Raw genomic sequence first — 22,676 nt, 5'->3', positions numbered from 1 at the left:
TGGAAAATCAAACTCACTACGGTCCGCTTTTCCAACCCTCCCCTAGACTGACCGCATGGCCGCCTCCAAGAGCTCCAGAGAACCGCGCCCTTGCTCGATCGCGGACGCCCTCGCCCTGGTCGGCGAGAAGTACTCCCTGCTCGTGCTGCGGGAGGTGTGCCTGGGCAACGGCCGCTTCGACCGGTTGGTGCGCAACATCGGCGCCCCGCGCGACATCCTGGCCACCCGGCTGCGCCGGCTCGTCGACGCCGGGATCCTCACCAAGCGCGCCTACAGCGAGCGCCCGCAGCGCTTCGAGTACCGGCCGACCCAGGCGGGCCTGGAACTGGAACCGGTCCTCATGACCCTCATGGCGTGGGGCGACCGCCACCTCCGCGAGGACGACGACCGCCCCATGGTGATCGAGCACACCTGCGGCCACGAGCTGGTCCCGGTGGTCACCTGCTCCACCTGCGGCGACCGGATCCGCCACGAGGACCTCACCGCCCACCCCCAGTCCCCGGGCTGGACGGTGACGGGCCCGACGGCGGCGTAGCCGGGAGGCGTCAGCCCTGCGGGTACGCGTCCAGCCGCCCGCACATCCCGAACCTCCCCCGTGTGGAAGGCTGTTCCGCCCGTACGACGGCGTCCGCGAGGTGGGAGGCGTCGCCCCGGGTCAGCCGGTCGAGCTGCTCCCCCGTGGCCTCGGCCGCCGCCCGCGCGCCACGCCGCCAGCGCTCACGCCACGCGTCGATCCGGGGCCGTACGAGCGCGGCGGCGGCCCGGTGGAAGGCGGCAAGCCCCTCCGGGGCCTCCCGCAGCGCGCGGTACCCCTCCAGGGCGAGGTCGCGCCGGGCGCGGGCGATACGGGCCTGCTCCTCCTCGGGGGCGTCGGCCGGGATCGTGGTCGCGGCGGCGTACGCCTCCGGGTCGGCCAGGTACTCGGGGGGCAGTGTGAGGACCGCGTCGCCGGCCTCGGGCAGGCCGCCGTTCTGCATCAGCACGGTGATACGGAGATCGCCGTCGTTGACCAGTCGATGGATCGTGCCCGGCGTGAACCAGGCGACGGTGCCGGGCGCGAGGGGTGTGACCTCGTATCCGGACGTGGTCAGCGTCTGCACCGAGCCCCGGCCGCCCGTGACGACGTACCCCTCCGAACAGGTCAGGTGCAGATGGGGGGTTCCGCCGTGGAGTCCGTCGGCGGCGGGCCAGTCGTACACGCGCAGGTGCGAGAGCGCGACCCCGCCGGGCAGTCCCCGGTACGCGGTCACCACGGGTGCGCCCCCAGGTACTTGGCGATCTCCTCCCGTTCCCAGGCGCCGTCGGCCACGACCACGCGGTAGCGGCGGGTGAGGGTGTCGCCCGGGGCGAGCTCCAGCTCGTCGAAGAAGGCCCAGGACGGGGCCATGCCCGCGAAGGGCTCGTTGCGGACGAACCAGTGCGCGGGGTGGGCGCCGTGCGCGCCGGAGTGGTCGTTCTCGGGGGCGTGCGCGAAGACGACCGTGGCGTGGCCGTCGGTGCCGTCGTGCTCACCGGAGAGGGCGAGCCACGGACTCTGCGAGGCCATCAGAGCCGGGCCCTCGCCCTCGGGGCCGATGATCCGGCCGTCACGGAAGGCGCGCGGGCCGCGCCAGAACAGTCCGGTGTAGCCGGCCAGCTCGCGTCCGGCGGTCGTCGGGCTGCCGAAGCGCAGCGGCTCCTCCCGCCGGTTGGTGATCGCGCTGGTCCAGGTCAGCGCCCAGGACCTGGACTCCCGGTCGACGTCGTGGACCTCGATCCGCCGCGTCTCCTCGGCCCACAGCTCGCCGCTGTACGGGTGCCAGGTCAGCCGCTCGGCGATCACGACCCGGTCGCCCTCGACGGAGACCTCGTCGAAGCCGGCGTGGGCCATCGAGCCGACGCGCTCGGGGAGGGCCACGTACCCCTCGCCGTGGACGTACGAATTGCCGCCCCACAGGTTCGCGCCCGAGAGGTGGGAGGCGGTCAGCGACAGACCCTTGTGCCAGCGGTGGTCGTTGGGCCGGTAGTCGGTGACGACGTCGCCCGCGAGGGTGCGCAGCGGGTGGATGTACGGCCGCGGCGCCTCCCAGGCCGCCTCCGGCCGGTAGACGTAGGCCAGGAGCTGGACTCCGGTGGCCGGGTCGGTCACCGTGATCCGGTCGCCGAGGGCGTGGACGAGCCGCAGGCCGGCGCTCACGCGGGAACCTCCGCTTCCACCGCCGCTTCCGCCCCGGCCGTGCCGGGGGCCCAGCCGGGGGCGCCGCCGTGCAGGGCCGTGTAGTACGGGTCGCCGGGCCCGATCTCCCCGCGCCTGACCGTCGTGTCGGTGAAGGCCGACTTGTACAGCGAGGTGATCAGCTCCAGGCTGGTGCGCCCGTCGGCGCCGCTGCTGCGCGGCCGCTCACCGGCGCGCATGGCGGCGACCAGCTCCCGCAGCTGCGCCAGGTGCGAGCTGGGCACGTCCGCGCCGAAGTCCTGCCAGGCGGCCACCTCCTCCCCGCTCACGCCGGGGGCCGGGGTGATGCGCCAGTCGGCGTTGGAGTGGCCGTAGAGGTGGGTGAGCTCGACGGTGGCGCGCTCGCAGTCGATACGGATGCGGCTGACCTCGTCGGGGCTCAGGACGCTGTTGACGACCGTCGCCATCGCGCCGTTGTCGAACCGGAGCAGGGCCGTCGACACGTCCTCGGTCTCGACGTCGTGGACGAGCCGCCCGGCCATGGCACGCACCTCGCTCCACTGCCCGAGGAGATCGAGCAGCAGGTCCATCTGGTGAATGCCGTGGCCCATCGCGGGGCCTCCGCCCTCGGTCCGCCAGCGGCCCCGCCAGGGCACGGCGTAGTAGGCGGTGTCGCGGTACCAGGTGGTCTGGCAGTGCGCGACGAGCGGCCGCCCGAGGGCCCCCTCGGCGAGCAGCCGCCGTACGTGCCGGGTGCCGGACCCGAACCGGTGCTGGAACACGATCGAGGAGTACGGCCCGTGCTCCGCGCCCTCCTCCGCCTGTACGGCGTCGTAGTCGGCGAGGGTCGGCACGGGCGGCTTCTCGCACCACACCCAGGCGCCGGCCCGCAGCGCGGCCACGCTCTGCTCGCGGTGCAGGGTGGGCGGAGTGCAGATGGTCACCAGGTCCGGGCGCTGCTCGGCGAGCATCCGCTCCAGGTCGGTGTAGGCGTGCGGAACCCCGCCCTCCGCGCAGAACGCCTCGACCGCCTCGGCATCGATGTCAACGGCCGCGACCACCTCGGTCTCGCCCTCGGCGGCGAGCTGCTTGAGGGCGGAGAGATGCGAGCCGCGCCCGATGGCACCGGTCCCGACGACGGCGGCCCGGACCGGACGGCCGGAGAGCGGAGAGGTTGGGGACATGGGGGTGATCAGCACTCCTCCGAGGTACGGCCCGAAGGACCGGTGAGCGGCAAACGGAGCAGCAAGCACGCTCAGCAAGCGCTTTCCGCTCGGCAGCAAGTTATGCGGCGGTCCTGGGGGCGGTCAACCATCCGCGCCTCCGCACGTGCGCCGACGTGGGGTTCGGTGGCCGGGCCCGGCTTCCCGGCGGCCTACGAAACCCCTGTGGCGGCACCGTTCCCGGGGCCCGCTACGCTTCCCTTCGCACACCCCTTGATCACCGCGCGCGGGCGGCCGTCGCCCCGTCGCCCCGCTCCGATCGGCGCTTGGACTCCTTAACCTCATGTCTTGGTTTGAATCGCTCATCCTCGGACTCGTCCAGGGGCTGACCGAGTTCCTCCCCGTCTCCTCCAGCGCGCATCTGCGACTGACCGCCGCCTTCTCGGGCTGGAAGGACCCCGGCGCCGCCTTCACCGCGATCACCCAGATCGGCACGGAGGCCGCGGTGCTGATCTACTTCCGCAAGGACATCGGGCGGATCATCGCCGCATGGTCGAAGTCACTGTTCGACAAGACCATGCGCAAGGACCACGACGCCCAGATGGGCTGGCTGGTGATCGTCGGTTCGATCCCGATCGGTGTGCTGGGCCTCACCCTCAAGGACCAGATCGAGGGCCCGTTCCGTGACCTGCGGGTCACCGCGACCATGCTCGTGGTGATCGGCGTCGTCATCGGCATCGCCGACCGGCTGGCGGCGCGCGACGAGACGGGCGGCAAGCACCGCGCGCCCAAGCAGCGCAAGACCCTGGAGAACCTGGGCGTCAAGGACGGCCTGATCTTCGGCCTCTGCCAGGCCTGCGCGCTCGTCCCGGGCGTCTCCCGCTCCGGCGCCACCATCAGCGGCGGCCTCTTCATGGGGTACAAGCGCGAGGCGGCGGCGCGTTACTCGTTCCTGCTCGCCATCCCCGCCGTCCTCGCGTCCGGCCTCTTCGAGACCAAGGACGCGCTGGAGGGCGGCCATGTGGACTGGCCCCCCACCCTCTTCGCGACGGCGATCGCGTTCGCGTCCGGTTACGCCGTGATCGCCTGGTTCATGAAGTTCATCTCCACCAAGTCCTTCATGCCGTTCGTCTACTACCGGGTCGTCCTCGGTGTCGTGATCATCGCCCTCGTCGCCACGGGTGCGCTCAGCCCGCACGCGGCGGAGTCGGCGAGCTGAGTCCGGCTCCCCCAGGGAAGATCACCGAACTCCCGGGCGGAGCAACCCCGTTGATCGATCAACCGTGACCAAGCCCATAACGGTTCACGTAGCGGAGGCATAGCGCGCTGTCAGTTGCTGCGCCTACGCTGACAGCCATGTCCCCCAACTCTGATGCCCCTGGTTCCGTGCGGTCCGCTTCCGAGGTGAACGAGCGGATCAGGTCCTTGTGGCTGCGTGCCGGCGGATCGCTGTCGGCCCAGGAGCGGGCGGAGTACGAGCTGCTGGTGGTGGAGTGGGCCGCGGCGATCCGCGGCGAGGTCGTCACGGCGGCCTGAAAACCACCAGCCCCCGCCCCCCGCCTCCGGCTGACCGGCCCGGCATGCCCGCCTCCGGCCGCCCGGCCCGGCAAGGCCGCCTCACTGACCGACCCGGCAGGCCCACCTCCCGCTGAGCGGGCAAGGCTCCCGCTGCGGCCCGCAAGCCCGCCTCCCGCTGACCGCCCCGGCAAGGCCGCCTCTCTCCGCCCGCCCGTCCGCGTTTCCCCGCCGACCGGCTCGCACGGCTCCCGTCAGGTCCGGCAGCGCCTGTCTCGAAGAGCCCGCACCGAACACCACGGCCCGCTCGCCAGCTCGCGGCGTCCGCGGCCGACAAGGCGGAAACGCAACACCCGTGCGCGACGGCAGGGCGGTAGCGCAACACCCGTGCGCGCCCGCAGCGGCAGGACCCCAACACCAGTCCGCACCCGCAGGGCAGGACCCCAACACCAGTCCGCACCCGCAGGGCAGGACCCCAACACCAGTCCGCACCCGCAGGGCAGGACCCCAACACCAGTCCGCGCCCGCAGCGGCAGGACCCCAACACCAGTCCGCACCCGGCAGGGCGAAGGCGCCTCAGCCCGCGGCCACCTGGGCAGGCGGCTCGTCGGCCTCCCCCTCCGCGTCCCCCTGCTCCGCCTCCCCGAGCTGCTCGCGCACATAGCTCCAGACCACCCCGATCAGCGCGGCGATCGGAACGGCGAGCAGACTCCCCACGATCCCGGCCAGGCTCCCGCCCAGCGTCACCGCCAGCAGGATGACCGCCGCGTGCAGACCGAGCCCACGGCTCTGGATCATCGGCTGGAACACATTGCCCTCGAGCTGCTGTACGACGACGATGATCGCCAGCACGATCAGGGCGTCCGTCGGACCGTTCGACACCAGCGCGATGAGGACGGCCACGAACCCGGCGAACAGGGCCCCCACGATCGGCACGAACGCGGAGACGAAGGTCAGCACCGCCAGCGGAAGCACCAGCGGCACCCCCAGGATCCACAGGCCCAGCCCGATGAAGACGGCGTCGAGCACACCGACGAGCGCCTGGGAGCGTACGAAGGCGCCCAGCGTCTCCCAGCCGCGCAGGGCGACGATCGGCAGGTCGGTCGCGAGCCGGCCGGGCAGCTGACGGCTGATCCAGGGCAGGAACCGCGGACCGTCCTTGAGGAAGAAGAACATCAGGAAGACGGCAAGGACGGCCGTGACGACACCGTCGACGACCGTGCCGACCCCCGAGGCGACCGTGCCGACGAGGCTGCCGACGCTGTTCTGCACCCGGTCGACCCCCGCGTCGAAGGCACCGGCGATCTGCTCGTCGCCGATGTTGAGCGGCGGCCCCTCGGCCCACTCACGCACCCGCTGCATACCCGCGACGACACCGTCCGTCAGTTCACCCGACTGCGAGGCCACCGGTACCGCGATCAGCGCCAGGATGCCCAGCACGACCAGGACGAACAGCAGGGTCACCAGCGACGCGGCGGCGGCCGGACGCCAGCCGCGCCGCCACAGGAATCGGGCCACCGGCCAGGTCAGGGTGGTCAGGAACAGGGCGACCGTGAGCGGCCACACGACCGACCACATCCGGCCGAGCACCCACAGCACCACCGTGACCATCACGAGGACCAGCAACGACTCACCGGAGACACGCGCCGCACCCCGCAGCGCGGCGCGACTTCTCACGGAACTCAAGCGGGCAGACATGTGATCACCCTATGGGCAGCCCCAACCACGCCCCTGCCCAGGGCAGCGGCCGCCGCACGACCATGGACCCCGGCCCTCGAAGCTCCCTCACGGCGCGTAGTAGGCGGCGTGTTGAGCCGCGTACTCCTCGACGGAGAAGCCCTCGAAATCGCCGGCCTCCTCGGCGTCGAGCAATCGCCGAAGTGCCGCGTCGGCTTCGGGCAGACATCGAGAGGCCAGGTACGCCTTGGTAGGGGCCAGTCCGCTCCCGCACAGCAACTGGATGTCGATGGAGCAGTCGGCGTCCATGCTCGCGGACTTGGCCTCCCAGATGAGCAACACCTCGTCCAGGCCCCCGGAGTTGAACAACTGAACGCAACACAGCTTCATCAGTTCGGTGTCACCGTCGCCCTGGGCCCTCTTCTCCCGCCGGGTGTGCGCGGCGAGCAGACTCCGTACCTCCTCGAGGTGGGCGTCGGCGGGGTGCAGTCCGTAGAGGTCCAGGCTCTCGTCCTCGTTCATCGCCATCACCTGCCGGCCTCCCGGCAGCCCCGGCCCACGCGCCGGTTGCTCACCCTGCGGCCTTCCTCGTCCACTGCATCACCCCACACAAAACCGGCCTCGGCGGCCGACCACCGTCCTGACCCTAGCTCTCGGCCTGTTCACGCGCACCGGTGATCCATAACGGAGACATCCCGCCATTCCCTGTCCCCGCACGCCCCTTGGATCCGCGGCGTGGATGCCCAACACTCGGGCCATGACGCAGCGTGTGGAACTCGCCACGGTGATGGACCGGCTGGCCGTCGACGGCCTGGTCACCGACTACGCGGTGGCCGTGGACGACGGCGACTGGGCCGCGTACCGGGAACTGTTCACTCCGGACGGGCGGGCGGACTACCGCTCGGCCGGAGGGATCGAGGGGGACGCCGGGAGTGTCGCGGCGTGGCTCGCGGAGAACCTGCGCGTGTTCTCGATGCGGCAGCATCTCATCGTCAACCGGCGCGTACGGTTCGGGACCCTGGAGCAGGACACCGGCGACACCGCCCGGGTGCTGGCCGACTACGTCAATCCGATGCGGCTGGCGGGGAACGGGGACACCACCGGCGCACCCGACTTCGTCTGCGGGGGCCGTTACGCCTTCGGGCTGCTGCGCACGGACGACGGTTGGCGGCTGCGCGAGGTGGTCGTCGAGGAGAAGTGGCGGCGCCTGCCCGGGTAGGAGCGGCCTCCGCACCTCCGCCACCCGCCCGAAAGCGCCCTGTCGGAGATCGTCCGCTGCGGCGCACACTGGTGGCACCACCGGGTAGGAGGTGCCGCATGAAGGTGTCCGGACACTGGCTCATCTCCTCCCCGCGCGCCGCCCGCTGGCTCACGTCCCCAAGGCGGCGCTCGGTCCTCGCGGTGGGAGCGGGTGCGCTGCCCGTGCTCGCCTTCCCGGCGCCGGCCCTGTGGTGGTGGGCGTACGTCGCCCTCGTCCCCTGGATGCTGCTCATGCGTTCGTCGCCGACGGGCCGGCGTGCGGCGGTGGACGGCTGGTGCGGGGGGTTCGGGTTCATGCTGGCGATGCACCACTGGCTGCTGCCGGACCTGCATGTGTTCACGCTCGTGCTGGCCGCGTTGCTCGGTGCCCTGTGGGCGCCCTGGGGCTGGCTGGTCCGCCGTTTCCTGGCTCCGGGTGAGTCGGGAAGGGGAACCGCCCGGGGGCGGGTAGGGGGCGCCCTGCTCGTTCTGCCCTCCGCGTGGCTGGCCGTCGAACTGGTGCGTTCCTGGCAGGGGTTGGGCGGGCCCTGGGGCATGCTCGGGTCCAGTCAGTGGCAGGTGGGCCCCGCGCTGCGGCTCGCCTCCGTGGGCGGGGTGTGGCTGTTGAGCTTCCTGGTGGTGGCGGTGAACGTGGCCGCCACCGTGCTCGTCGCGGTTCCGGGATCCCGGGCGCCGGCCGTCGCGGGGCTCGTCGCGACCGCGGCGACCGCCTCCGCCGCGTGGGTGTGGGCGCCACGCCCGGAGGTCGAGGGAAGGGCGCGGATCGCCGTCGTACAGCCGGGCGTCGTCGAGGGTGTCGAGCGCCGGTTCGACGTCGAGGAGAGGCTCACCCGGCAGCTCGTCGGGCAGGACGTGGATCTGATCGTCTGGGGCGAGAGCAGTGTCGGCTACGACCTCGCCGAGCATCCCGAACTGGCCGCGCGGCTCGCGGAGTTGTCACGGGCGACCGGCGCCGGCATCCTCGTGAACGTCGACGCGCGCCGCTCGGACCGGCCCGGTATCTACAAGAGTTCGATCCTCGTCGGGCCGGACGGTCCGACCGGCGACCGGTACGACAAGATGCGGCTGGTGCCCTTCGGGGAGTACATACCGGCCCGTTCCCTGCTCGGCTGGGCGACCTCGGTGGGCAAGGCGGCCGGTGAGGACCGGCGGCGCGGCACCGAGCAGGTGGTGATGCGCATCGGGCCGGGGCTGCGGATCGGGCCGCTGATCTGCTTCGAGACCGCGTTCCCCGATATGAGCCGCCGTCTCGCGGACGACGGGGTGGACCTCCTCGTGGCGCAGTCCTCGACCTCGTCCTTCCAGGACAGTGGGGCGCCCGCGCAGCACGCCTCGCTGGCCGCGCTGCGCGCCGCGGAGACCGGACGGTCGTTCGTGCACGCGACCCTCACCGGTGACTCCGCGGTGTACGACGCGAGTGGCCGGCGCGTCGGCTCGTGGCTGGGTACGCGGGCGAGCACCGCGGCCGTCTACGACGTCCCGCTCGCCGACGGGATCACCCCGTACGTCCGCTACGGCGACTGGCCGGTCCACGGTGCCCTGCTGGTGCTGGTGGCCCTGGGGCTGACGGAGGGGGCGCGGACGATCAGGCTCCGCCGGGGCGCTCCCGCACCGCTCGGACCACCCGCTCGCACAGTTCATGGGTCGCCAGCGCGTCCCGGGCGCTGAGCACCTTGCCGGCCCGTACCGCGTCCAGGAAGGCCAGCACCGCCTGTTCGATGCCGCGTTGGCGGGCCACCGGTACCCAGTCGCCGCGCCGCCGCACCGTCGGCTGGCCCTTGTGGTCGATCACCTCGGCGAGGTTGACGACCTGACGCTTGGTGTCCTGCCCGGAGACCTCCAGGATCTCCTCGTTCGAGCCGCTGAGCCGGTTCATCACCCCGAGCGCGGTGAAGCCGTATCCCGAGAGCTGCAGGACGACGTGGTGGAGCAGCCCGTCCACCACCCGGGCGCGCACGGTCACGTCGTCGATCGGGGCCGGGGCCAGGAAGCGCAGGGTGTCGACGACGTGGATGAAGTCGTCGAGGATCATCGTGCGGGGTTCCTCGGGCAGCCCGATCCGGTTCTTCTGCAGGAGGATCAGCTCGCGCGGATGGTCGGCGCACTGCGCGTAGCCGGGCGCGAAGCGTCGGTTGAAGCCGACGGCGAGGGACACCCCGCGTGCCTCCGCCAGCTCCACCAGCCGCTCGGAATCGGCGAGCCGGTACGCCAGCGGCTTGTCGACGTACGTCGGGACGCCCGCCTCCAGCAGCCGGGCGACGATCTCGGGGTGGGCGCCGGTGGGCGCGTGCACGAGGGCCGCGTCGAGGCCGACGGCGAGCAGTGCGTCGAGGTCGCGGTGGCGCTGCCCCTCGGCCACCCGGAAGGTGTCGGCGACCCGTTCCAGGGTGGCGGGCGTACGGGTCTGCAGGTGGAGCTCGATCCCGGGCAGCGCGCCGAGGACCGGCAGATACGCCTTCTGCGCGATGTCACCGAGTCCGATGCAGCCGACCTTCACGGGCGCTCCCTCACCTCGAACCGCGTGCCTCCACCGCAGCATACGGGGGCTGCGGCGGCCGCCAGTCGGCGATCCCGTCGAAGCCGCGCAGGAACAGCGCGGGTGCCGTCGCGGACAGCGCGGCGGTCAGGGTGTTCCGTACGGCGACGACGGCCGGGCCGGTCGCGAGGACGAGGCGCGCCGTGCGGACGGCCTTGCGTGCGACGGCGGTCGTGCGGGGCAGTCGGGCCGCCGTGTAGGCGGGCAGGTCCGTGGGGTGGTGGGCGAGGACGATCGCGTCCTCGACGGCCTGGTTGCCGCCCTGGCCGAGGGTCGGGGGCATGGCGTGCGCGGCGTCGCCGAGGAGGGCGACCCGGCCGCGGTGGAGGGCCGGCAGGGGCCGGGCGAGGTGGTGCACGTCGTGCCGCAGGACGTCCTCGGGACGGATCGCGGCGAGGATCTCCGGGACGGGGCGGTGCCAGTCGCCGTAGCGACGCACCAGGGGGTGTTTCGTAAGTCCTGTGCGGTGCCCGCGGTGTCCGGTGCGTGCTCTCGGCGTGCCGGACGAAAGCCCTCGTACTGGACGTACTTGGGGTTTCGGCCGGTGCGGCGCGAGTACGTGCCGGGCGCCGCGGGTGCTGTGCGGGACTTTCGAAACACCCCCTGGTTCGGCGCGCTCGTCGGGGGCGCGCCGCCCGGCGGGCGCGAGGGCGGCGGCGTACGCGTACACCCGGCCGTCCTTGAGCGGGTGCGACCCCCAGATACGGCCCCTCCCCCACGTCTCGTGCGAGGCGAACGCCACGCCGGGCAGCGGGATCACGACCCGCCAGGTGGTGAAGCCGGAGTACACCGGTCCCGGGTGGTCCGGGAAGAGGGTGCGGCGTACGGCGGAGTGGATGCCGGACCCGGCCGGGGGACTCGACGGGCTGGCCGCCGCACTGGCCCTGGCGGTGCACCGCTCACTGACCGGCCACCGTGAGCTGCTCGTCGCCCGCTACGAACTCGCGCTGGAGGCGACGCGGCGCCCCGAACTGCGCGCGTTCTACGACACGACGGGCGCCGTCTTCCGCGACCGGCTGACGGCGCTGGCGGCGGCGTTCGGCTCGGCCGACCCGGCCCGGCACGCCCTGTCGCTGGTGGCCTGGGCGGACGGGCTGATGTTCTCCTGCGTGGCCGGGTCCTACAGCTCCCGGCCCCCCGGCCCGGACGAGGTGCGCACGGGACTGCGCGAACTGCTCGGCGGGATGCTGGACCGCTGAGCGCCCCCTCGCGGCCGGCCGGGAAAACCCTTCGTCCCGGGCGGACGCCGTGCGCGATCATGCCGGGATGACGACTCAGCGCACCGAGCCCGCCCAGAACGCCGACGAACGCACCATGCTGGAGGGCTGGCTGGACTACCACCGCAAGACCCTCGAGCGGAAGTGCGAGGGCCTCACCGACGCCCAGCTCCGCACGGCCGCGGTGCCGCCGTCCGAGCTGTCCCTGCTGGGGCTGGTACGGCACATGGCGGACGTGGAGCGCGGCTGGTTCCGCAGGATGCTGGCGGGCGAGGACGCGAGCCCGATCCACTACAGCGACGCCGATCCGGACGGCGAGTTCCACCTCACCGAGGAGGACACCTGGAAGGAGGCGTACGCCACCTGGCAGGCCGAGATCGGGGAGGCCCGGCGGTGCGCGGCCGGCTTCGGCCTGGACGACCTCTCGCGCGGCACGGGCAGGCACACCGAGGAGCCGTTCAGCCTGCGCTGGATCTACACGCACATGATCGAGGAGTACGCCCGTCACAACGGCCACGCCGACCTGCTGCGCGAACGCCTCGACGGCGCGACCGGCGAGTGACGTCAGCGCCCGTGCGCCCACGCCCTCCCTGAGGGGGACGAGATCACCCGTACGAGGCAACCTGCGCTCGTCCGATGCCGGGCGCGCGGCGGTAACCAGCAGAGTTGCGCGGGTGCATCGAACGACGACAACCGCCGCGCTCCTGGTGATGGCCTTCTCGGCCCTCTCCGGCTGCGTCACCGTCCAGCGCCCGCCCGTGCCCGCCCCGCCCGCCGCCGGGACGTCCCCGCCGCCTGTGCCCCGCCCCAAGGGGGAGGCCGAGACACAGGTCGTGCAGGCGCCGGCCCGTGAGGCCCTGGAGATGGTCGGACCTGCCCGGGACCGGGCGGCCACGACGCTCCGGCAACGGCCGGCCCGGACCGCCGCCCCGGACGCCCGCCCGCCGACGTCCCACTCCCCCGCGCAGCACCCGCGCCCGCACGTCCGACCGGCGCATCCGGACCAGCACCGGCGCGCCCAGCCGCACGTCGACGTGCCGGACGTGCAGCGGGAGATCCGCCGGAACACCGATGTGTGCGCGCTCGGCAGAAAGTACGGCGGCTGGCGCGGCGACAGCCCGGAGGCGGTGGCCTGCCGGCAGGTGTACGGCCGCCGCTAGGGGCTGCCGGAGCCGGCCGCCGCTAAAGGGGAGCGGGGCCCCAGTCCTGCGCCCCGCCCTCTCCCAGCCGTAGCTCCATCCTGCTGAGCGCCGCCCGCACGCCGTCGCCGTAGCTGTCGTCCCCCAGCACACCGGCCGCCCCGCGTGCCCTGCGCACATGGGTGCGGGCGGCCTCGGCGCGGCCGAGCCGGGCGTAGTCCGCCGCCAGATTGAGATGGAGCGAGGGGTACAGGGCTCGTACGGCGGGCGATTCCCCCTGCTCCTCGGCGGCCGTCAGCGCCCGCAGGTCCCAGGCCAGCTCGTCGAACGGGTCGTCCTGGGTGTCGGCCAGATAGTGGGCGAGGGTGCAGCGGTGCAGCGGATCGCCGTCCTCGCCGAGCTCCGTCCACAGGTCGAGGAGTCTGCGGCGGGCCTCCTCGCGGTCTCCGCCGTGATGCAGCATCACGACCTGCCCGATCCGCGTCAGCACGGCGTCGGGCACCGCCTGTTCCTGTCGCTCCGCCACCGCGTCCTCCTTCGCCACCTCGCGACGACGCCGCGTCCCGGGGACGGCACCGCGTCCTTGGCACGACGCTAACGGCAGCGGGCGGCGAAGTCGGTCAGGCGGCACCGGGCCGGTCCTGGAGGAACCGGCCCGGCGGCAGGAGGTCAGCCGGCGAGGTTCGGGATCGTCCAGTCGACCGGGGTGTGCCCCTGCTGCGCGATCGCCTCGTTGATCTGCGTGAACGGGCGGGAGCCGAAGAACTTCTTCGCCGACAGCGGGGAGGGGTGCGCGCCCTTGACCACGATGTGCCGGGACTCGTCGATCAGCGGGAGCTTCTTCTGCGCGTAGTTGCCCCAGAGCACGAAGACCGCCGGGTCGGGCCGGTCGGCCACGGCGCGGATCACCGCGTCCGTGAACTTCTCCCAGCCCTTGCCCTTGTGCGAGTTCGCCTCGCCGGAGCGGACGGTGAGGACCGCGTTGAGCAGCAGGACGCCCTGCTGGGCCCACGGCATCAGATAGCCGTTGTCCGGGATGGGCGTGCCCAGCTCCTCGTGCATCTCCTTGTAGATGTTGCGCAGGGAGGGCGGGATCTTCACTCCCGGCCGCACCGAGAAGCACAGGCCATGCCCCTGGCCCTCGCCGTGGTACGGGTCCTGGCCGAGGACGAGGACCTTCACCTGGTCGTACGGCGTCGCGTCGAGCGCGGCGAAGACCTCCTCCCGCGGAGGGTAGACGGGACCCTTCGCTCGCTCCTCCTCGACGAACTCCGTCAGCTCCTTGAACCAGGGCTGCTGCAGCTCGTCGCCCAGGACCCCGCGCCAGGACTCGGGCAGCATGGCGATGTCGGTCACGTCAACGTCCTCCGTTGTGCGGTCACTTGCTCACCACAGAACCTACAGGCGACCACTGACATCGGCGCCACGCACCGGGTTCAGGGGCCCGCTACCAGCTCGTCTTCCGGTACAGCTCCCACATCGTCATCATGGTCGCCGGGTCGATGACCTTCTCGAGGCCGGAGATCTCCTCGTCCGCCGCCACGTACTGCTTGCCCTGCCACAGCGGCAGCAGGCGCGCGTCGTTCACGAAGATCTTCTGCGCGTCCTCGATCTGCTGCTTCACCGCGCCGCGGTCGCTCTCCGCGCGCGACTCCGGCAGCAGCTTGTCGGTGATGGCGGGGGACTTGTACGGCGTCCCGAGCGCGTTCTGCTCGCCCACGAACGGCGCGATGAAGTTGTCGGCGTCGTTGAAGTCGGGGAACCAACCGCGCCCGAAGACCGGGTACTCGCCATCCTGGTAGCCCTTGACGTAGGTCTTCCACGGGCGGCTCTTAAGGGTGATCTTGAAGAGGCCGGAGGCCTCCAGCTGCCGCTTCAGCTCCTCGAAGGCGGGCTTGGTCGTGGAGCCGTAGCGGTCGGTGGTGTACCAGAGGGTCAGCGGGACGGTCTCGGTGATCCCCGCTTCCCTGAGGAGCGCCTTGGCCTTGGTCACGCTGGGGTTTCCGAAGTCGTCGAAGAAACCCGTGGTGTGGCCGGTGAGTCCGGCCGGCACCATCGAGTACAGCGGCTCGACGGTGTCCTTGTAGATGTTGTGCACGAGCGCCGAGCGGTCGACGATCTGGGCGACGGCCTTGCGCACCGCGGGCTTCGCGGCCCACGGGTCGCTGGGGTTGAACACCAGGTAACTGATCTCGGTGGTGGGGTTCTCCACGAGCTGGAGCCCCTCCGCGTTCTGGTTCGTCTCGATGTCGACGATGTCGGAGGCGCCGAGACCGCGGTAGACGACCGAGATCTCCTTGCTCTTGAGGGCCTTGACCAGCTGATCCGACTGCTGGAAGTAGCGGATGGTGACGGCGTCGTTCTTCCGGTCCGCTATGCCCTTGTAGGAGTCGTTGCGGACGAGTTCCGCCTGCTTGCCCTCGTCGTAGGACTGCAGCCGGTAGGGTCCGGAGCCGATGATCCCGCTCTCCTTGCGGAGCGCGGTCGCCGGGTACTCCTCGGGGTCCACGATCGACATCGCAGGCGTGGTGAGCACCAGGGGGAACGTGGCGTCGGGCTGGCTGAGGCGGAAGACGACCTCGCGGTCGCCCTTCGTCTGTACCTGGGAGAGCGTCTCCAGCAGGCCCGCGGGTCCACCGTTGACGTTGATCTTCTTGATCCGGTCGAACGAGTACTTGACGGCCTTGGCGTCCAGCGTGTGCCCGTTGGAGAACTTCAGGCCCTCCCGCAGCGTGCAGCTGTACACGGTGCTCTTGCTGTCCGTGAACTCGCAGCTCTCGGCGGCGTCGGGTTCGGGGGTGGTCTGCTCGGGGTTGTAGTTCAGCAGCGTCTGGTAGACGTTGCGAAAGAGCTCCCAGGAGCTGTCCCAGGAGGCCGCGGGGTCCAGCGTGCTGGGAGCGCTGGTGGTGCCCACGACGATCGGTCCGGCGTCCTCGGAGCTCCCGCCTCCCAGAAGACCGCATCCGCTCACCAGGGATATGGACGCGATCACCGCCACGTGCTGCAACGATCGGTTCCGGTAGAACACGCACACGCTCCTCGTTAAAGCCATGCCAAGAGTGGCCAGACCATACCGCAGGCCCGGAGAGGCTCAATGGGCGAGAGGAAAGCGTTATTGATCAGGGAGAAATCGTGACGACGTTGTCATACCCCGGGACGGTTCCCGGGATGGACACGGGCCCCGGTTCCGTAAAGGAACCGGGGCCCGTGGCGGTGCCCTATGAGACTCAGCCCACACCCGCGTTGAGCAGGATGCCGCCGTCGACGACGAGCGTCTGGCCGGTGATCCAGTCCGACTGCTCGGAGGTGAGGAAGGCGGCGGTGCCGCCGATGTCGGAGGGCACACCGAGCCGGGCCAGCGGGTAGGCCGCGGCCGCCTCGGCCTCCCGGCCCTCGTACAGGGCCTCGGCGAACTTGGTCTTCACGACGGCCGGGGCGATCGCGTTGACCCGTACGCGGGGCGCGAACTCGTGCGCGAGCTGCTGGGTCAGGTTGATCATCGCGGCCTTGCTGATGCCGTACGCGCCGATGAAGGGCGAGGCCGACAGGCCGGCGAGGGAGGCGATGTTGACGATCGCGCCGCCGTTGTCCTTCTGCCAGGCGTGCCAGGTCTTCTGGGCGAAGCCGAGGGCGGAGACCACGTTGGTCTCGAAGACCTTGCGCGCCACCTCGAGGTCGAGGTCGGCGATCGGCCCGAACACGGGGTTGGTGCCCGCGTTGTTGACGAGGTGGTCGATGCGGCCGAAGGCCTCCATCGTGGCCTCGACGGCGGCCGTCTGGTGGTCGAGGTCGTGCGCCTTGCCGGCCACGCCGATGACCCGGTCGGCGCCGAGCCGCTCGACGGCCTCCTTGAGGGCCTCCTCGTTGCGGCCGGTGATGCAGACCCGGTCGCCGCGGGCGACGAGGGCCTCGGCCACGCCGTAGCCGATGCCGCGGCTCGCGCCCGTGACGAGCGCGACCTTGCCGGAGAGTTCCACGGTCATTGTCTCTGATCCCTAGTCGAGCGGTCCGCCGGCGACGTACAGCACCTGGCCGGAGACGAAGCCGGCGGCCTCGTTCGTGAAGAAGGCGATCGCGTTGGCGATGTCGTCGGGCTCGCCGACCCGCGCCACGGGGATCTGGGTGGCGGCCGCGGCCTTGAACTCCTCGAAGCCCATGCCGACCCGGGCGGCGGTCGCGGCGGTCATGTCGGTGGCGATGAAGCCGGGTGCGACGGCGTTGGCGGTGATGCCGAACTTGCCGAGCTCGATGGCGAGGGTCTTGGTGAAGCCCTGCAGACCGGCCTTGGCGGCGGAGTAGTTGGCCTGGCCGCGGTTGCCGAGCGCGGAGGACGAGGACAGGTTGACGATCCGGCCGAAGCCCGCGTCGACCATGTGCTTCTGGATGGCCTTGGACATCAGGAACGAGCCGCGCAGATGCACGTTCAGGACGGTGTCCCAGTCGGAGGCGCTCATCTTGAACAGCAGGTTGTCGCGGAGCACGCCCGCGTTGTTGACGAGGATCGTCGGGGCCCCGAGCTCCGCGACGACACGGGCGATCGCCGCCTCGACCTGGGCCTCGTCGGAGACGTCGGCGCCGATCGCGACGGCCTTGCCGCCGGCCGCGGTGATCTTCTCCACGGTGTCCTTGCAGGCGGCCTCGTCGAGGTCGATCACGGCGACGGCACGGCCCTCGGCGGCCAGCCGTACGGCGGTGGCGGCTCCGATGCCGCGCGCCGCGCCGGTGACAACGGCGACCCGCTGTTCAGTGGTGGACATTCCTGTGTCTCCTCGCCCTTGAGAGAACCTGTGGTGCGGTGAGCGACCGCTTAGTACCTTCGGCAGACGTGACGCTAGAAGCCCTGGCACCCGGTGTCAACGTCCCACGGCCCCGGTGTGATCCATTACCTCACCAGGAGGCCCAGCAACCGCTCGGTCTCGGCCGCCGGATCGGCGGTGAGTCCGGTGTGCACCGGCCCCGGCTGCACCATCGCCGAACGCGGCGCGACCAGCCAGCGGAATCGCCGCCCCGGGTCGTCGCCGGCTGCCTGACCGGCGTTCGCACCGCCGCCGCAGACCCCCTCGACGGCCGCCAGCGCCGCCCTGATCCCGGCCACGTCGGCGTCCGGGTCCAGCGCGCGCAGCCGCGCCTCGTCGAGGTGGATGCGGGCACCGACGTAGGCCCGGGCGCGGCAGTAGACGAGGACGCCCGCGTTGATGCACTCGCCGCGTTCGACCCTCGGTACGACCCGCAGCAGGGCGTACTCGAAGACGTCCCGGTCGCCGCCCTGGCCGGTCCGGGTGATGTGGCGCTCGGTGACATGGCCGGCCATGTGGATATGGCGCTCGCTCACTTGTTCTCCTCGATGCCGGTGATGCGGTCGGCGATGACGGCCGCCCGGGCGAGCAGCGGCCCGGCGTAGGCGCGCCTGAGGTCGTCCGGGGTGTCGAAGCCGGGTTCGTCCGTGAGCCAGACGTCGGGGATCTCGGCGGTGACCTCGGCGAGCAGCTCGGCGGTGACCAGGGGGGCGAGCCGCTCGGCCGCGCGGGCGATGTCCGGGGCGAAGGAGGCGAGGGCGTGGTCGGAGGCGTCGTAGGGGCGGGCCGCGGAGGTCTCGGCGCCGGGCCAGTTGTGGTGCCAGATCAGGGTGGCGCCGTGGTCGATGAGCCACAGGTCGCCCTGCCATCGCAGCAGGTTGGGGTTGCGCCAGGAGCGGTCGACGTTGTTCACGAGCGCGTCGAACCAGACGATCTCGCCGGCCTCCTCGGGGCTCACCGGGAAGGCGAGCGGGTCGTAGCCGAGGGCGCCGGAGAGGAAGTCCATGCCGAGGTTGGTGCCGCCGCTGGACCGGAGCAGCTCCTGCACCTGCGGGTCGGGTTCGCCGAGCCCGAGCACGGGGTCGAGGCCGAGGGTCACCAGGCGGGGCATCCGGAAGCCGAGCCGGCGGGCGAGTTCGCCGCAGACGACCTCCGCGACGAGCGTCTTGCGGCCCTGTCCGGCGCCGGTGAACTTCATGACGTACGTTCCGAGGTCGTCGGCCTCGACGAGTCCCGGCAGCGAGCCGCCCTCACGCAACGCCGTGATGTAGCGGGTGGCGGTGACTTCCTTGAGCATCGCCCCAGGTTACTGGGGCCGGGTGCGGCGGCGGTCGACAGCTCCGCGACAGCTCTGGCTTACGCGGGTCTGATCTCGAAACGGTCAATATCTCGACACTGTCCGGACTTGGCGAGGGCTCTGAACAAGCGGCGTCCACCGCCCGTACCACTCGGCAGATCCACGCTCCCCCCTCGGAAGGGAATCCTCAGCATGACCAGCGCATCGATCAACTCCGCGTCGAACCCCGCCCGCCGTACCGTCATGGCGGCCGCCGGAGCCGCGGGGCTCTCCGTCGCGCTGACCGCGTGCGGGGGGTCCGACGACGACTCGTCCTCCTCGTCGGCCTCGACCGGCGGGACGACCGGGTCGACGGGCTCGACGGGGGCCAGTGAGTCCGCGAGCACGGGCGGCGGGGACAGTGCGGCCGGTGCGGCGCTGACCACGACCGCCGACATCCCCGAGGGCGGCGGCAAGATCTTCGACTCCCAGAAGGTGGTCGTCGTCCAGCCGGCGGCCGGCACCTACAAGGCGTTCTCCGCCGTGTGCACCCACCAGGGCTGTGCGGTGAAGACCATCGCGGACGGGGTCATCAACTGCCCCTGTCACAACAGCAACTTCTCGATCGAGGACGGCAGCGTCAAGAGCGGTCCGGCGACCCAGGCGCTGCCCGAGGTGAAGATCACCGTCAGCGGTGACTCGATCACGCTGGCCTGACGTCCGGCCGCCTCAGCGCCGTCAGCACCTCGTCCGTGGTCGCGACCGTGGCGACCAGCGCGAGGGTGTGGCGGATCATCGCGGGGGTGTAGTCGGCAGGCACCCCCGCGACGGCGTCGGAGGGCACGACGGCGGTGTAGCCCCGGTTGACCGCGTCGAAGACGGTGTTCGGGATCGCCACGTTGACCGAGACCCCGGTCACGACCAGGGTGCGGCAGCCGAGGTTGCGCAGCAGGGCGTCGACGTCGGTGCCCTGGATGGGCGACAGCCCGTGCAGCCGTCGTACGACGAGGTCCTGCTCGGCGACCTCGACGGGGGGCGCGACCCGGGTCGCGTCGGTGCCGGTGAGCTGCTGGACGGGCAGGCGCTCGGCGGCGCGGAAGAGGCGCGCGTTGCGGTTGGCGCCCCGGCCGTCCGGTCGGCGTTCCGCGACGGCGTGGACGACCTGGATCCCGGCCTCGTGCGCGGCGTCGACCAGTCGGGCCACCTGGGCGAGGGCCCCCGACTCCCTCGCCGCGGCGGCGAGCCGGGGCAGGGCGGCGCCGGGGCCGACGACACCGCGCTGGCACTCCACCGTCAGCAGCACGGTGGAGTCGGGGTCGAGGAGGTCCCGGAGCTCTTCGGACGACGGCACGGCTCCCCCTGGTGTCGGGATACTTGCTTTTCTGACGCAGCGTCAGAAAAGTCGTACTGGTAAGCAGTACACGGGAAGCAGTGACAAGAGAAGAAGAATGAGGGGGCCGGATGACCGTCACTCAGCGCCGGGGCCGCAAGATCATGATGTCGCCGGGGGAGCTGGACGCGTTTCTCACCACGCAGCGCACCTGCCGGGTGGCCACCGTCTCCGCCGACGGCGCACCGCACGTGAGCGCGTTGTGGTTCCTGTGGGACGGCAGCGCGCTGTGGCTGTACTCGGTCGTGCGCAGCAAGCGCTGGACCCAGCTCACCCGTGACCCCCGGGTCGCGATCGTGATCGACACGGGCGAGGAGTACGAGTCGCTGCGGGGCGTCGAGCTGTCCGGCGCCGTGGAGTTCGTGGGCGAGTCTCCGCGCACCGGCGAGCTGTGCGCCGAACTCGACGCGGTGGAGACGCTGTTCGCCCGCAAGAACTTCGGGCTGGACGCGATGCCGCACGACGGGCGGCACGCGTGGGTGCGGCTGAAGCCGGAGAAGGTCGTGTCCTGGGACTTTCGCAAGTTGGGTGACAAGTAGGTCAACCGAGAGCGTCCCCGGCCGACTTGAGGGCCTCGACCGCCGCCCGGATCGACGGACGGCGGTCCGCGTCCGCCCGCCAGACCACGTACACATGGCGGCGCACGCGCTGCTTGAGCGGCACCATGACGACCCCCTCGGGCACCGGGTGACGACCGAGCAGCGGCACGATACAGACCCCCAGACCGGCGGCGACCAGGCCGAGTTGCGTGTGGGTCTCGGCGGCCCGATGACCGACGATCGGTTCGACGCCCCGTGAGCGCAGGGTGAACATCAGCCACTCGTGACAGAACTCGCCCTCGCCCCAGGTGATCCACTCGTCCCCGGCGAACTCCCCGAGATCCACCTCCTCCCGGCCCGCCAGCGGATGCCCGGCCGGCATGGCCACATCGGCGGGATCGTCCAGGAGGGGCGCCTTGACCAGCCCGTCCGGCACCGGCATCGGCTTGTTGTACCAGTCCAGGACGACCGCGAGATCCAGATCGCCGCGGACGACTCCCGCGATGCCGTTCTCCGGCTCGAGCTCGCAGGAGCGCAGCCGCAGCCCGGGGTGGGCCTTGCGCAGTTCGGCGAGCGCGACGGGAAACAGCCCGCGCGCGGCGGTCGGGAAGGCCGAGATCCGCAACTCCCCCGCCACCTGGCCGCGTTGAGCCTCCAGATCGGACTGCGCGAGCTCCACCTGGGACAGGATCCGGGCCGCGTGGTCGGCGAGCAGCCGCCCCGCGTCGGTCAGCCGCACCCCGCGCCCGTGCTTGGCCAGGAGCTGCTGTCCGACCTCCCGCTCCAGCTTGGCGAGTTGCTGCGAGACGGCCGAGGTGGTGATGTGCAGGCCGGCCGCGGCGGCGCTGACCGAGCCGTGCCGGGCCAGGGCGTCGAGGGTGCGCAGGCGCTCCAGGTTCAACATGTAAGCAATGCTACGAGGTATCCAGTGCGAATTCTCGATTGTGCTACAAGGTCCTCTGCGGCATCGTGACGGCCATGACCACCGCCGCCGACACCCGGACCTCCGCAGCCCCCGTCGCCGCCCGCCCGCGCCGCACCCTGGACTGGCGCCTGCGCTTCGGCGCGCTCTCGCTGATATGGGGCTTCAGCTTTCTGCTCATCAAGGTGGGCACCCACGGCTACGCTCCGTTCCAGGTGACCCTGGGGCGGCTGGTGTTCGGGACGGCGGTGCTGGCGGTCGCGATGGCGGTGAAGCGGGAGCGCCTCCCGCGCGGGGGACGCACCTGGGCGCATCTGACGGTCGCCGCCTTCCTGCTCAACGCGCTGCCGTTCTCACTCTTCGCCTACTCCGAGCTGACGATCCCCTCCACCCTGGCCGGCATCTGCAACGCGACCTCGCCCCTGTGGGGCATGGCCCTCTCCCTGGTCGCGCTGTCCGAGGACCGGCCGACCCGGGTCCGCGTCGCGGGCCTCGGCCTGGGCTTCCTCGGCGTCCTGACGGTCCTGGGCGCCTGGCAGGGCTTCGCCGGCCTGGACGGCCGCGGCACGGCGATGGCCCTGCTGGCCTCGCTGAGCTATCCGATCGGCTGGATCTACGTCCGCCGCACCCTGGCCGGGACGGGGGCCTCGGCGCTGTCGATGACGGGCGCGCAGCTCGGCGTGGCCGCCCTCCAGCTCGCCGTCGTCACCCCGCTGTTCACGAGCGTCCCGGACCGCTTCGCCCCGCTGCCCCTGCTGGCGATCGCCGCACTGGGCGCCCTGGGCACCGGTCTGGCCCTGCTGATCCAGTACGGCCTGGTGGCCGAGGTCGGTCCGACGACCGCGCAGATGGTCACCTACTTCATCCCGGTGATCGCGACGGGGGCGGGGGTCGCCCTCCTGGGCGAGCCGCTGAGCTGGTCGACGCCGGTGGGGGCGGTGATCGTGCTGGCGGGGGCGGCACTGACTCAAGTACGAACGAGGTGACGCCCCGGGGGCGCGGGGAACCGCGCGACCAGCCACGACGCACCTGCCACCATCCGCTCCCCTACGGCGCCAGGGCCCTTCTGACGGATCTCCGCGGCGTCGCGA

At 71.7% G+C, this 22,676-nt stretch carries 26 protein-coding genes and 1 pseudogene; 11 read left to right on the top strand and 16 right to left on the bottom strand.

Translation table 11 applies throughout. The features are described from left to right. Positions 1-55 precede the first annotated feature (55 nt). Positions 56-535 (top strand): winged helix-turn-helix transcriptional regulator, encoded by a 480-nt coding sequence (locus tag OG852_RS40280; protein WP_133915293.1) that lies wholly within the window; start codon positions 56-58, stop codon positions 533-535. Between the two features lie 10 nt (positions 536-545). Here OG852_RS40280 and OG852_RS40275 read toward each other — a convergent pair whose 3' ends face one another. Genes OG852_RS40275 through OG852_RS40265 form a run of 3 tightly spaced genes read right to left on the bottom strand, consistent with a single transcriptional unit; the run spans position 546 to position 3,339 of the window. Next, complete coding sequence (locus OG852_RS40275) at positions 546-1,250, bottom strand: cupin domain-containing protein (RefSeq protein ID WP_443064605.1); 705 nt, start codon at positions 1,248-1,250, stop codon at positions 546-548. Next, the gene (locus OG852_RS40270; RefSeq protein WP_330350451.1) at positions 1,247-2,176 is read right to left on the bottom strand and encodes a PmoA family protein; all 930 of its coding nucleotides are present in this window, start codon (positions 2,174-2,176) and stop codon (positions 1,247-1,249) included. The genes OG852_RS40275 and OG852_RS40270 overlap by 4 nt, the downstream gene beginning before the upstream one ends. Beyond that, positions 2,173-3,339 (bottom strand): Gfo/Idh/MocA family protein, encoded by a 1,167-nt coding sequence (locus OG852_RS40265; protein WP_330350450.1) that lies wholly within the window; start codon positions 3,337-3,339, stop codon positions 2,173-2,175. The genes OG852_RS40270 and OG852_RS40265 overlap by 4 nt, the downstream gene beginning before the upstream one ends. Before the next feature lie 322 nt (positions 3,340-3,661). On the opposite strand from OG852_RS40265, the gene OG852_RS40260 reads away from it, so the two are divergent. After that, on the top strand, positions 3,662-4,537 hold the full coding sequence (locus tag OG852_RS40260; RefSeq protein WP_133915297.1) for an undecaprenyl-diphosphate phosphatase: 876 nt from the start codon (positions 3,662-3,664) through the stop codon (positions 4,535-4,537). A gap of 137 nt (positions 4,538-4,674) precedes the next feature. Beyond that, positions 4,675-4,854, top strand: coding sequence for a hypothetical protein (locus OG852_RS40255; RefSeq protein WP_133915298.1), 180 nt, complete (start codon positions 4,675-4,677; stop codon positions 4,852-4,854). 555 nt (positions 4,855-5,409) lie between these two features. On the opposite strand, the gene OG852_RS40250 is transcribed toward OG852_RS40255, so the two are convergent. Then, positions 5,410-6,531, bottom strand: a complete 1,122-nt coding sequence (locus OG852_RS40250) for an AI-2E family transporter (RefSeq protein WP_330350449.1) — start codon at positions 6,529-6,531, stop codon at positions 5,410-5,412. Positions 6,532-6,618: 87 nt separating this feature from the next. Continuing rightward, entirely contained in the window at positions 6,619-7,032 is a 414-nt protein-coding gene (locus tag OG852_RS40245; RefSeq protein WP_330350448.1) for a hypothetical protein, read from the bottom strand. A 235-nt stretch (positions 7,033-7,267) separates the two neighbouring features. Between OG852_RS40245 and OG852_RS40240 the strand changes: the two genes are divergently transcribed. After that, positions 7,268-7,729 (top strand): nuclear transport factor 2 family protein, encoded by a 462-nt coding sequence (locus OG852_RS40240; RefSeq protein ID WP_133915301.1) that lies wholly within the window; start codon positions 7,268-7,270, stop codon positions 7,727-7,729. Positions 7,730-7,827: 98 nt separating this feature from the next. After that, the gene (gene lnt, locus OG852_RS40235; RefSeq protein WP_330350447.1) at positions 7,828-9,438 is read left to right on the top strand and encodes an apolipoprotein N-acyltransferase; all 1,611 of its coding nucleotides are present in this window, start codon (positions 7,828-7,830) and stop codon (positions 9,436-9,438) included. On the opposite strand, the gene OG852_RS40230 is transcribed toward lnt, so the two are convergent. Both OG852_RS40230 and OG852_RS40225 read right to left on the bottom strand, forming a co-directional pair. Further along, positions 9,356-10,267 (bottom strand): Gfo/Idh/MocA family protein, encoded by a 912-nt coding sequence (locus OG852_RS40230; protein ID WP_330350446.1) that lies wholly within the window; start codon positions 10,265-10,267, stop codon positions 9,356-9,358. The two genes, lnt and OG852_RS40230, sit on opposite strands and share 83 nt — an antisense overlap. A gap of 10 nt (positions 10,268-10,277) precedes the next feature. Continuing rightward, positions 10,278-10,748: pseudogene (locus tag OG852_RS40225) on the bottom strand (FAD-dependent monooxygenase); the annotation flags it as partial. Positions 10,749-10,986: 238 nt separating this feature from the next. Here OG852_RS40225 and OG852_RS40220 point away from each other — a divergent pair. The 3 genes from OG852_RS40220 to OG852_RS40210 all read left to right on the top strand — a co-directional run bounded on the left by OG852_RS40220 (position 10,987) and on the right by OG852_RS40210 (position 12,683). Next, positions 10,987-11,505: a hypothetical protein gene (locus tag OG852_RS40220; protein ID WP_330350445.1), complete on the top strand. Its 519-nt coding sequence runs from the start codon at positions 10,987-10,989 to the stop codon at positions 11,503-11,505. A gap of 67 nt (positions 11,506-11,572) precedes the next feature. After that, entirely contained in the window at positions 11,573-12,085 is a 513-nt protein-coding gene (locus OG852_RS40215) for a DinB family protein (RefSeq protein WP_330350444.1), read from the top strand. A gap of 112 nt (positions 12,086-12,197) precedes the next feature. After that, positions 12,198-12,683: a hypothetical protein gene (locus OG852_RS40210; protein WP_330350443.1), complete on the top strand. Its 486-nt coding sequence runs from the start codon at positions 12,198-12,200 to the stop codon at positions 12,681-12,683. A 22-nt stretch (positions 12,684-12,705) separates the two neighbouring features. Here the strand turns inward: OG852_RS40210 and OG852_RS40205 are convergent, their stop codons facing one another. The 7 genes from OG852_RS40205 to OG852_RS40175 all read right to left on the bottom strand — a co-directional run bounded on the left by OG852_RS40205 (position 12,706) and on the right by OG852_RS40175 (position 18,755). Continuing rightward, a complete protein-coding gene (locus OG852_RS40205) occupies positions 12,706-13,188 on the bottom strand; it encodes a hypothetical protein (protein WP_133915305.1) in 483 nt (160 codons plus the stop codon). Between the two features lie 143 nt (positions 13,189-13,331). Then, the gene (ung, locus tag OG852_RS40200) at positions 13,332-14,018 is read right to left on the bottom strand and encodes a uracil-DNA glycosylase (protein ID WP_133915306.1); all 687 of its coding nucleotides are present in this window, start codon (positions 14,016-14,018) and stop codon (positions 13,332-13,334) included. A 91-nt stretch (positions 14,019-14,109) separates the two neighbouring features. After that, positions 14,110-15,690 (bottom strand): ABC transporter substrate-binding protein, encoded by a 1,581-nt coding sequence (locus tag OG852_RS40195; protein ID WP_133915307.1) that lies wholly within the window; start codon positions 15,688-15,690, stop codon positions 14,110-14,112. A gap of 199 nt (positions 15,691-15,889) precedes the next feature. Then, entirely contained in the window at positions 15,890-16,645 is a 756-nt protein-coding gene (locus OG852_RS40190) for an SDR family oxidoreductase (RefSeq protein WP_133915308.1), read from the bottom strand. 12 nt (positions 16,646-16,657) lie between these two features. Next, positions 16,658-17,419: a 3-oxoacyl-ACP reductase FabG gene (fabG, locus tag OG852_RS40185; protein ID WP_055635518.1), complete on the bottom strand. Its 762-nt coding sequence runs from the start codon at positions 17,417-17,419 to the stop codon at positions 16,658-16,660. A 125-nt stretch (positions 17,420-17,544) separates the two neighbouring features. After that, complete coding sequence (locus OG852_RS40180; protein WP_133915309.1) at positions 17,545-17,994, bottom strand: DUF3037 domain-containing protein; 450 nt, start codon at positions 17,992-17,994, stop codon at positions 17,545-17,547. Beyond that, the gene (locus tag OG852_RS40175) at positions 17,991-18,755 is read right to left on the bottom strand and encodes a HipA family kinase (RefSeq protein ID WP_133915310.1); all 765 of its coding nucleotides are present in this window, start codon (positions 18,753-18,755) and stop codon (positions 17,991-17,993) included. The genes OG852_RS40180 and OG852_RS40175 overlap by 4 nt, the downstream gene beginning before the upstream one ends. A gap of 192 nt (positions 18,756-18,947) precedes the next feature. Between OG852_RS40175 and OG852_RS40170 the strand changes: the two genes are divergently transcribed. Beyond that, positions 18,948-19,451: a Rieske (2Fe-2S) protein gene (locus OG852_RS40170; RefSeq protein WP_133915311.1), complete on the top strand. Its 504-nt coding sequence runs from the start codon at positions 18,948-18,950 to the stop codon at positions 19,449-19,451. Here OG852_RS40170 and OG852_RS40165 read toward each other — a convergent pair. After that, complete coding sequence (locus OG852_RS40165; protein WP_133915312.1) at positions 19,438-20,085, bottom strand: cysteine hydrolase; 648 nt, start codon at positions 20,083-20,085, stop codon at positions 19,438-19,440. The genes OG852_RS40170 and OG852_RS40165 overlap by 14 nt on opposite strands. Positions 20,086-20,195: 110 nt before the next feature. Here OG852_RS40165 and OG852_RS40160 point away from each other — a divergent pair, with 110 nt between their 5' ends. Then, positions 20,196-20,663 carry a pyridoxamine 5'-phosphate oxidase family protein gene (locus tag OG852_RS40160; protein ID WP_330350442.1) on the top strand — a complete coding sequence of 156 codons (468 nt, stop codon included), beginning with the start codon at positions 20,196-20,198 and terminating at the stop codon, positions 20,661-20,663. Between the two features lies 1 nt (position 20,664). Here OG852_RS40160 and OG852_RS40155 read toward each other — a convergent pair whose 3' ends face one another. After that, positions 20,665-21,567, bottom strand: coding sequence for a LysR family transcriptional regulator (locus OG852_RS40155; protein WP_330350441.1), 903 nt, complete (start codon positions 21,565-21,567; stop codon positions 20,665-20,667). A gap of 74 nt (positions 21,568-21,641) precedes the next feature. Between OG852_RS40155 and OG852_RS40150 the strand changes: the two genes are divergently transcribed. After that, positions 21,642-22,571 (top strand): DMT family transporter, encoded by a 930-nt coding sequence (locus tag OG852_RS40150; RefSeq protein ID WP_330350440.1) that lies wholly within the window; start codon positions 21,642-21,644, stop codon positions 22,569-22,571. The last annotated feature ends 105 nt before the right edge of the window (positions 22,572-22,676 follow it).

The sequence above is a fragment of the Streptomyces sp. NBC_00582 genome, assembly GCF_036345155.1.
Classification (GTDB): Bacteria; Actinomycetota; Actinomycetes; order Streptomycetales; family Streptomycetaceae; genus Streptomyces.
The sequence above is the reverse complement of the archived record's forward strand: the minus strand, read 5'-3'. Positions and strand labels throughout refer to the sequence as shown.

Bases quoted from the DNA above. Each gene is read 5' to 3' on its own strand.
- OG852_RS40255 (WP_133915298.1), top strand. From the start codon at position 4,675: ATGTCCCCCAACTCTGATGCCCCTGGTTCCGTGCGGTCCGCTTCCGAG.
- OG852_RS40190 (WP_133915308.1), bottom strand. From the start codon at position 16,645: ATGACCGTGGAACTCTCCGGCAAGGTCGCGCTCGTCACGGGCGCGAGC.
- OG852_RS40250 (WP_330350449.1), bottom strand. From the start codon at position 6,531: ATGTCTGCCCGCTTGAGTTCCGTGAGAAGTCGCGCCGCGCTGCGGGGT.
- lnt (WP_330350447.1), top strand. From the start codon at position 7,828: ATGAAGGTGTCCGGACACTGGCTCATCTCCTCCCCGCGCGCCGCCCGC.
- OG852_RS40265 (WP_330350450.1), bottom strand. From the start codon at position 3,339: ATGTCCCCAACCTCTCCGCTCTCCGGCCGTCCGGTCCGGGCCGCCGTC.
- OG852_RS40260 (WP_133915297.1), top strand. From the start codon at position 3,662: ATGTCTTGGTTTGAATCGCTCATCCTCGGACTCGTCCAGGGGCTGACC.
- OG852_RS40280 (WP_133915293.1), top strand. From the start codon at position 56: ATGGCCGCCTCCAAGAGCTCCAGAGAACCGCGCCCTTGCTCGATCGCG.
- fabG (WP_055635518.1), bottom strand. From the start codon at position 17,419: ATGTCCACCACTGAACAGCGGGTCGCCGTTGTCACCGGCGCGGCGCGC.
- OG852_RS40240 (WP_133915301.1), top strand. From the start codon at position 7,268: ATGACGCAGCGTGTGGAACTCGCCACGGTGATGGACCGGCTGGCCGTC.
- OG852_RS40155 (WP_330350441.1), bottom strand. From the start codon at position 21,567: ATGTTGAACCTGGAGCGCCTGCGCACCCTCGACGCCCTGGCCCGGCAC.
- OG852_RS40170 (WP_133915311.1), top strand. From the start codon at position 18,948: ATGACCAGCGCATCGATCAACTCCGCGTCGAACCCCGCCCGCCGTACC.
- OG852_RS40175 (WP_133915310.1), bottom strand. From the start codon at position 18,755: ATGCTCAAGGAAGTCACCGCCACCCGCTACATCACGGCGTTGCGTGAG.
- OG852_RS40150 (WP_330350440.1), top strand. From the start codon at position 21,642: ATGACCACCGCCGCCGACACCCGGACCTCCGCAGCCCCCGTCGCCGCC.
- OG852_RS40160 (WP_330350442.1), top strand. From the start codon at position 20,196: ATGACCGTCACTCAGCGCCGGGGCCGCAAGATCATGATGTCGCCGGGG.
- OG852_RS40215 (WP_330350444.1), top strand. From the start codon at position 11,573: ATGACGACTCAGCGCACCGAGCCCGCCCAGAACGCCGACGAACGCACC.
- OG852_RS40245 (WP_330350448.1), bottom strand. From the start codon at position 7,032: ATGAACGAGGACGAGAGCCTGGACCTCTACGGACTGCACCCCGCCGAC.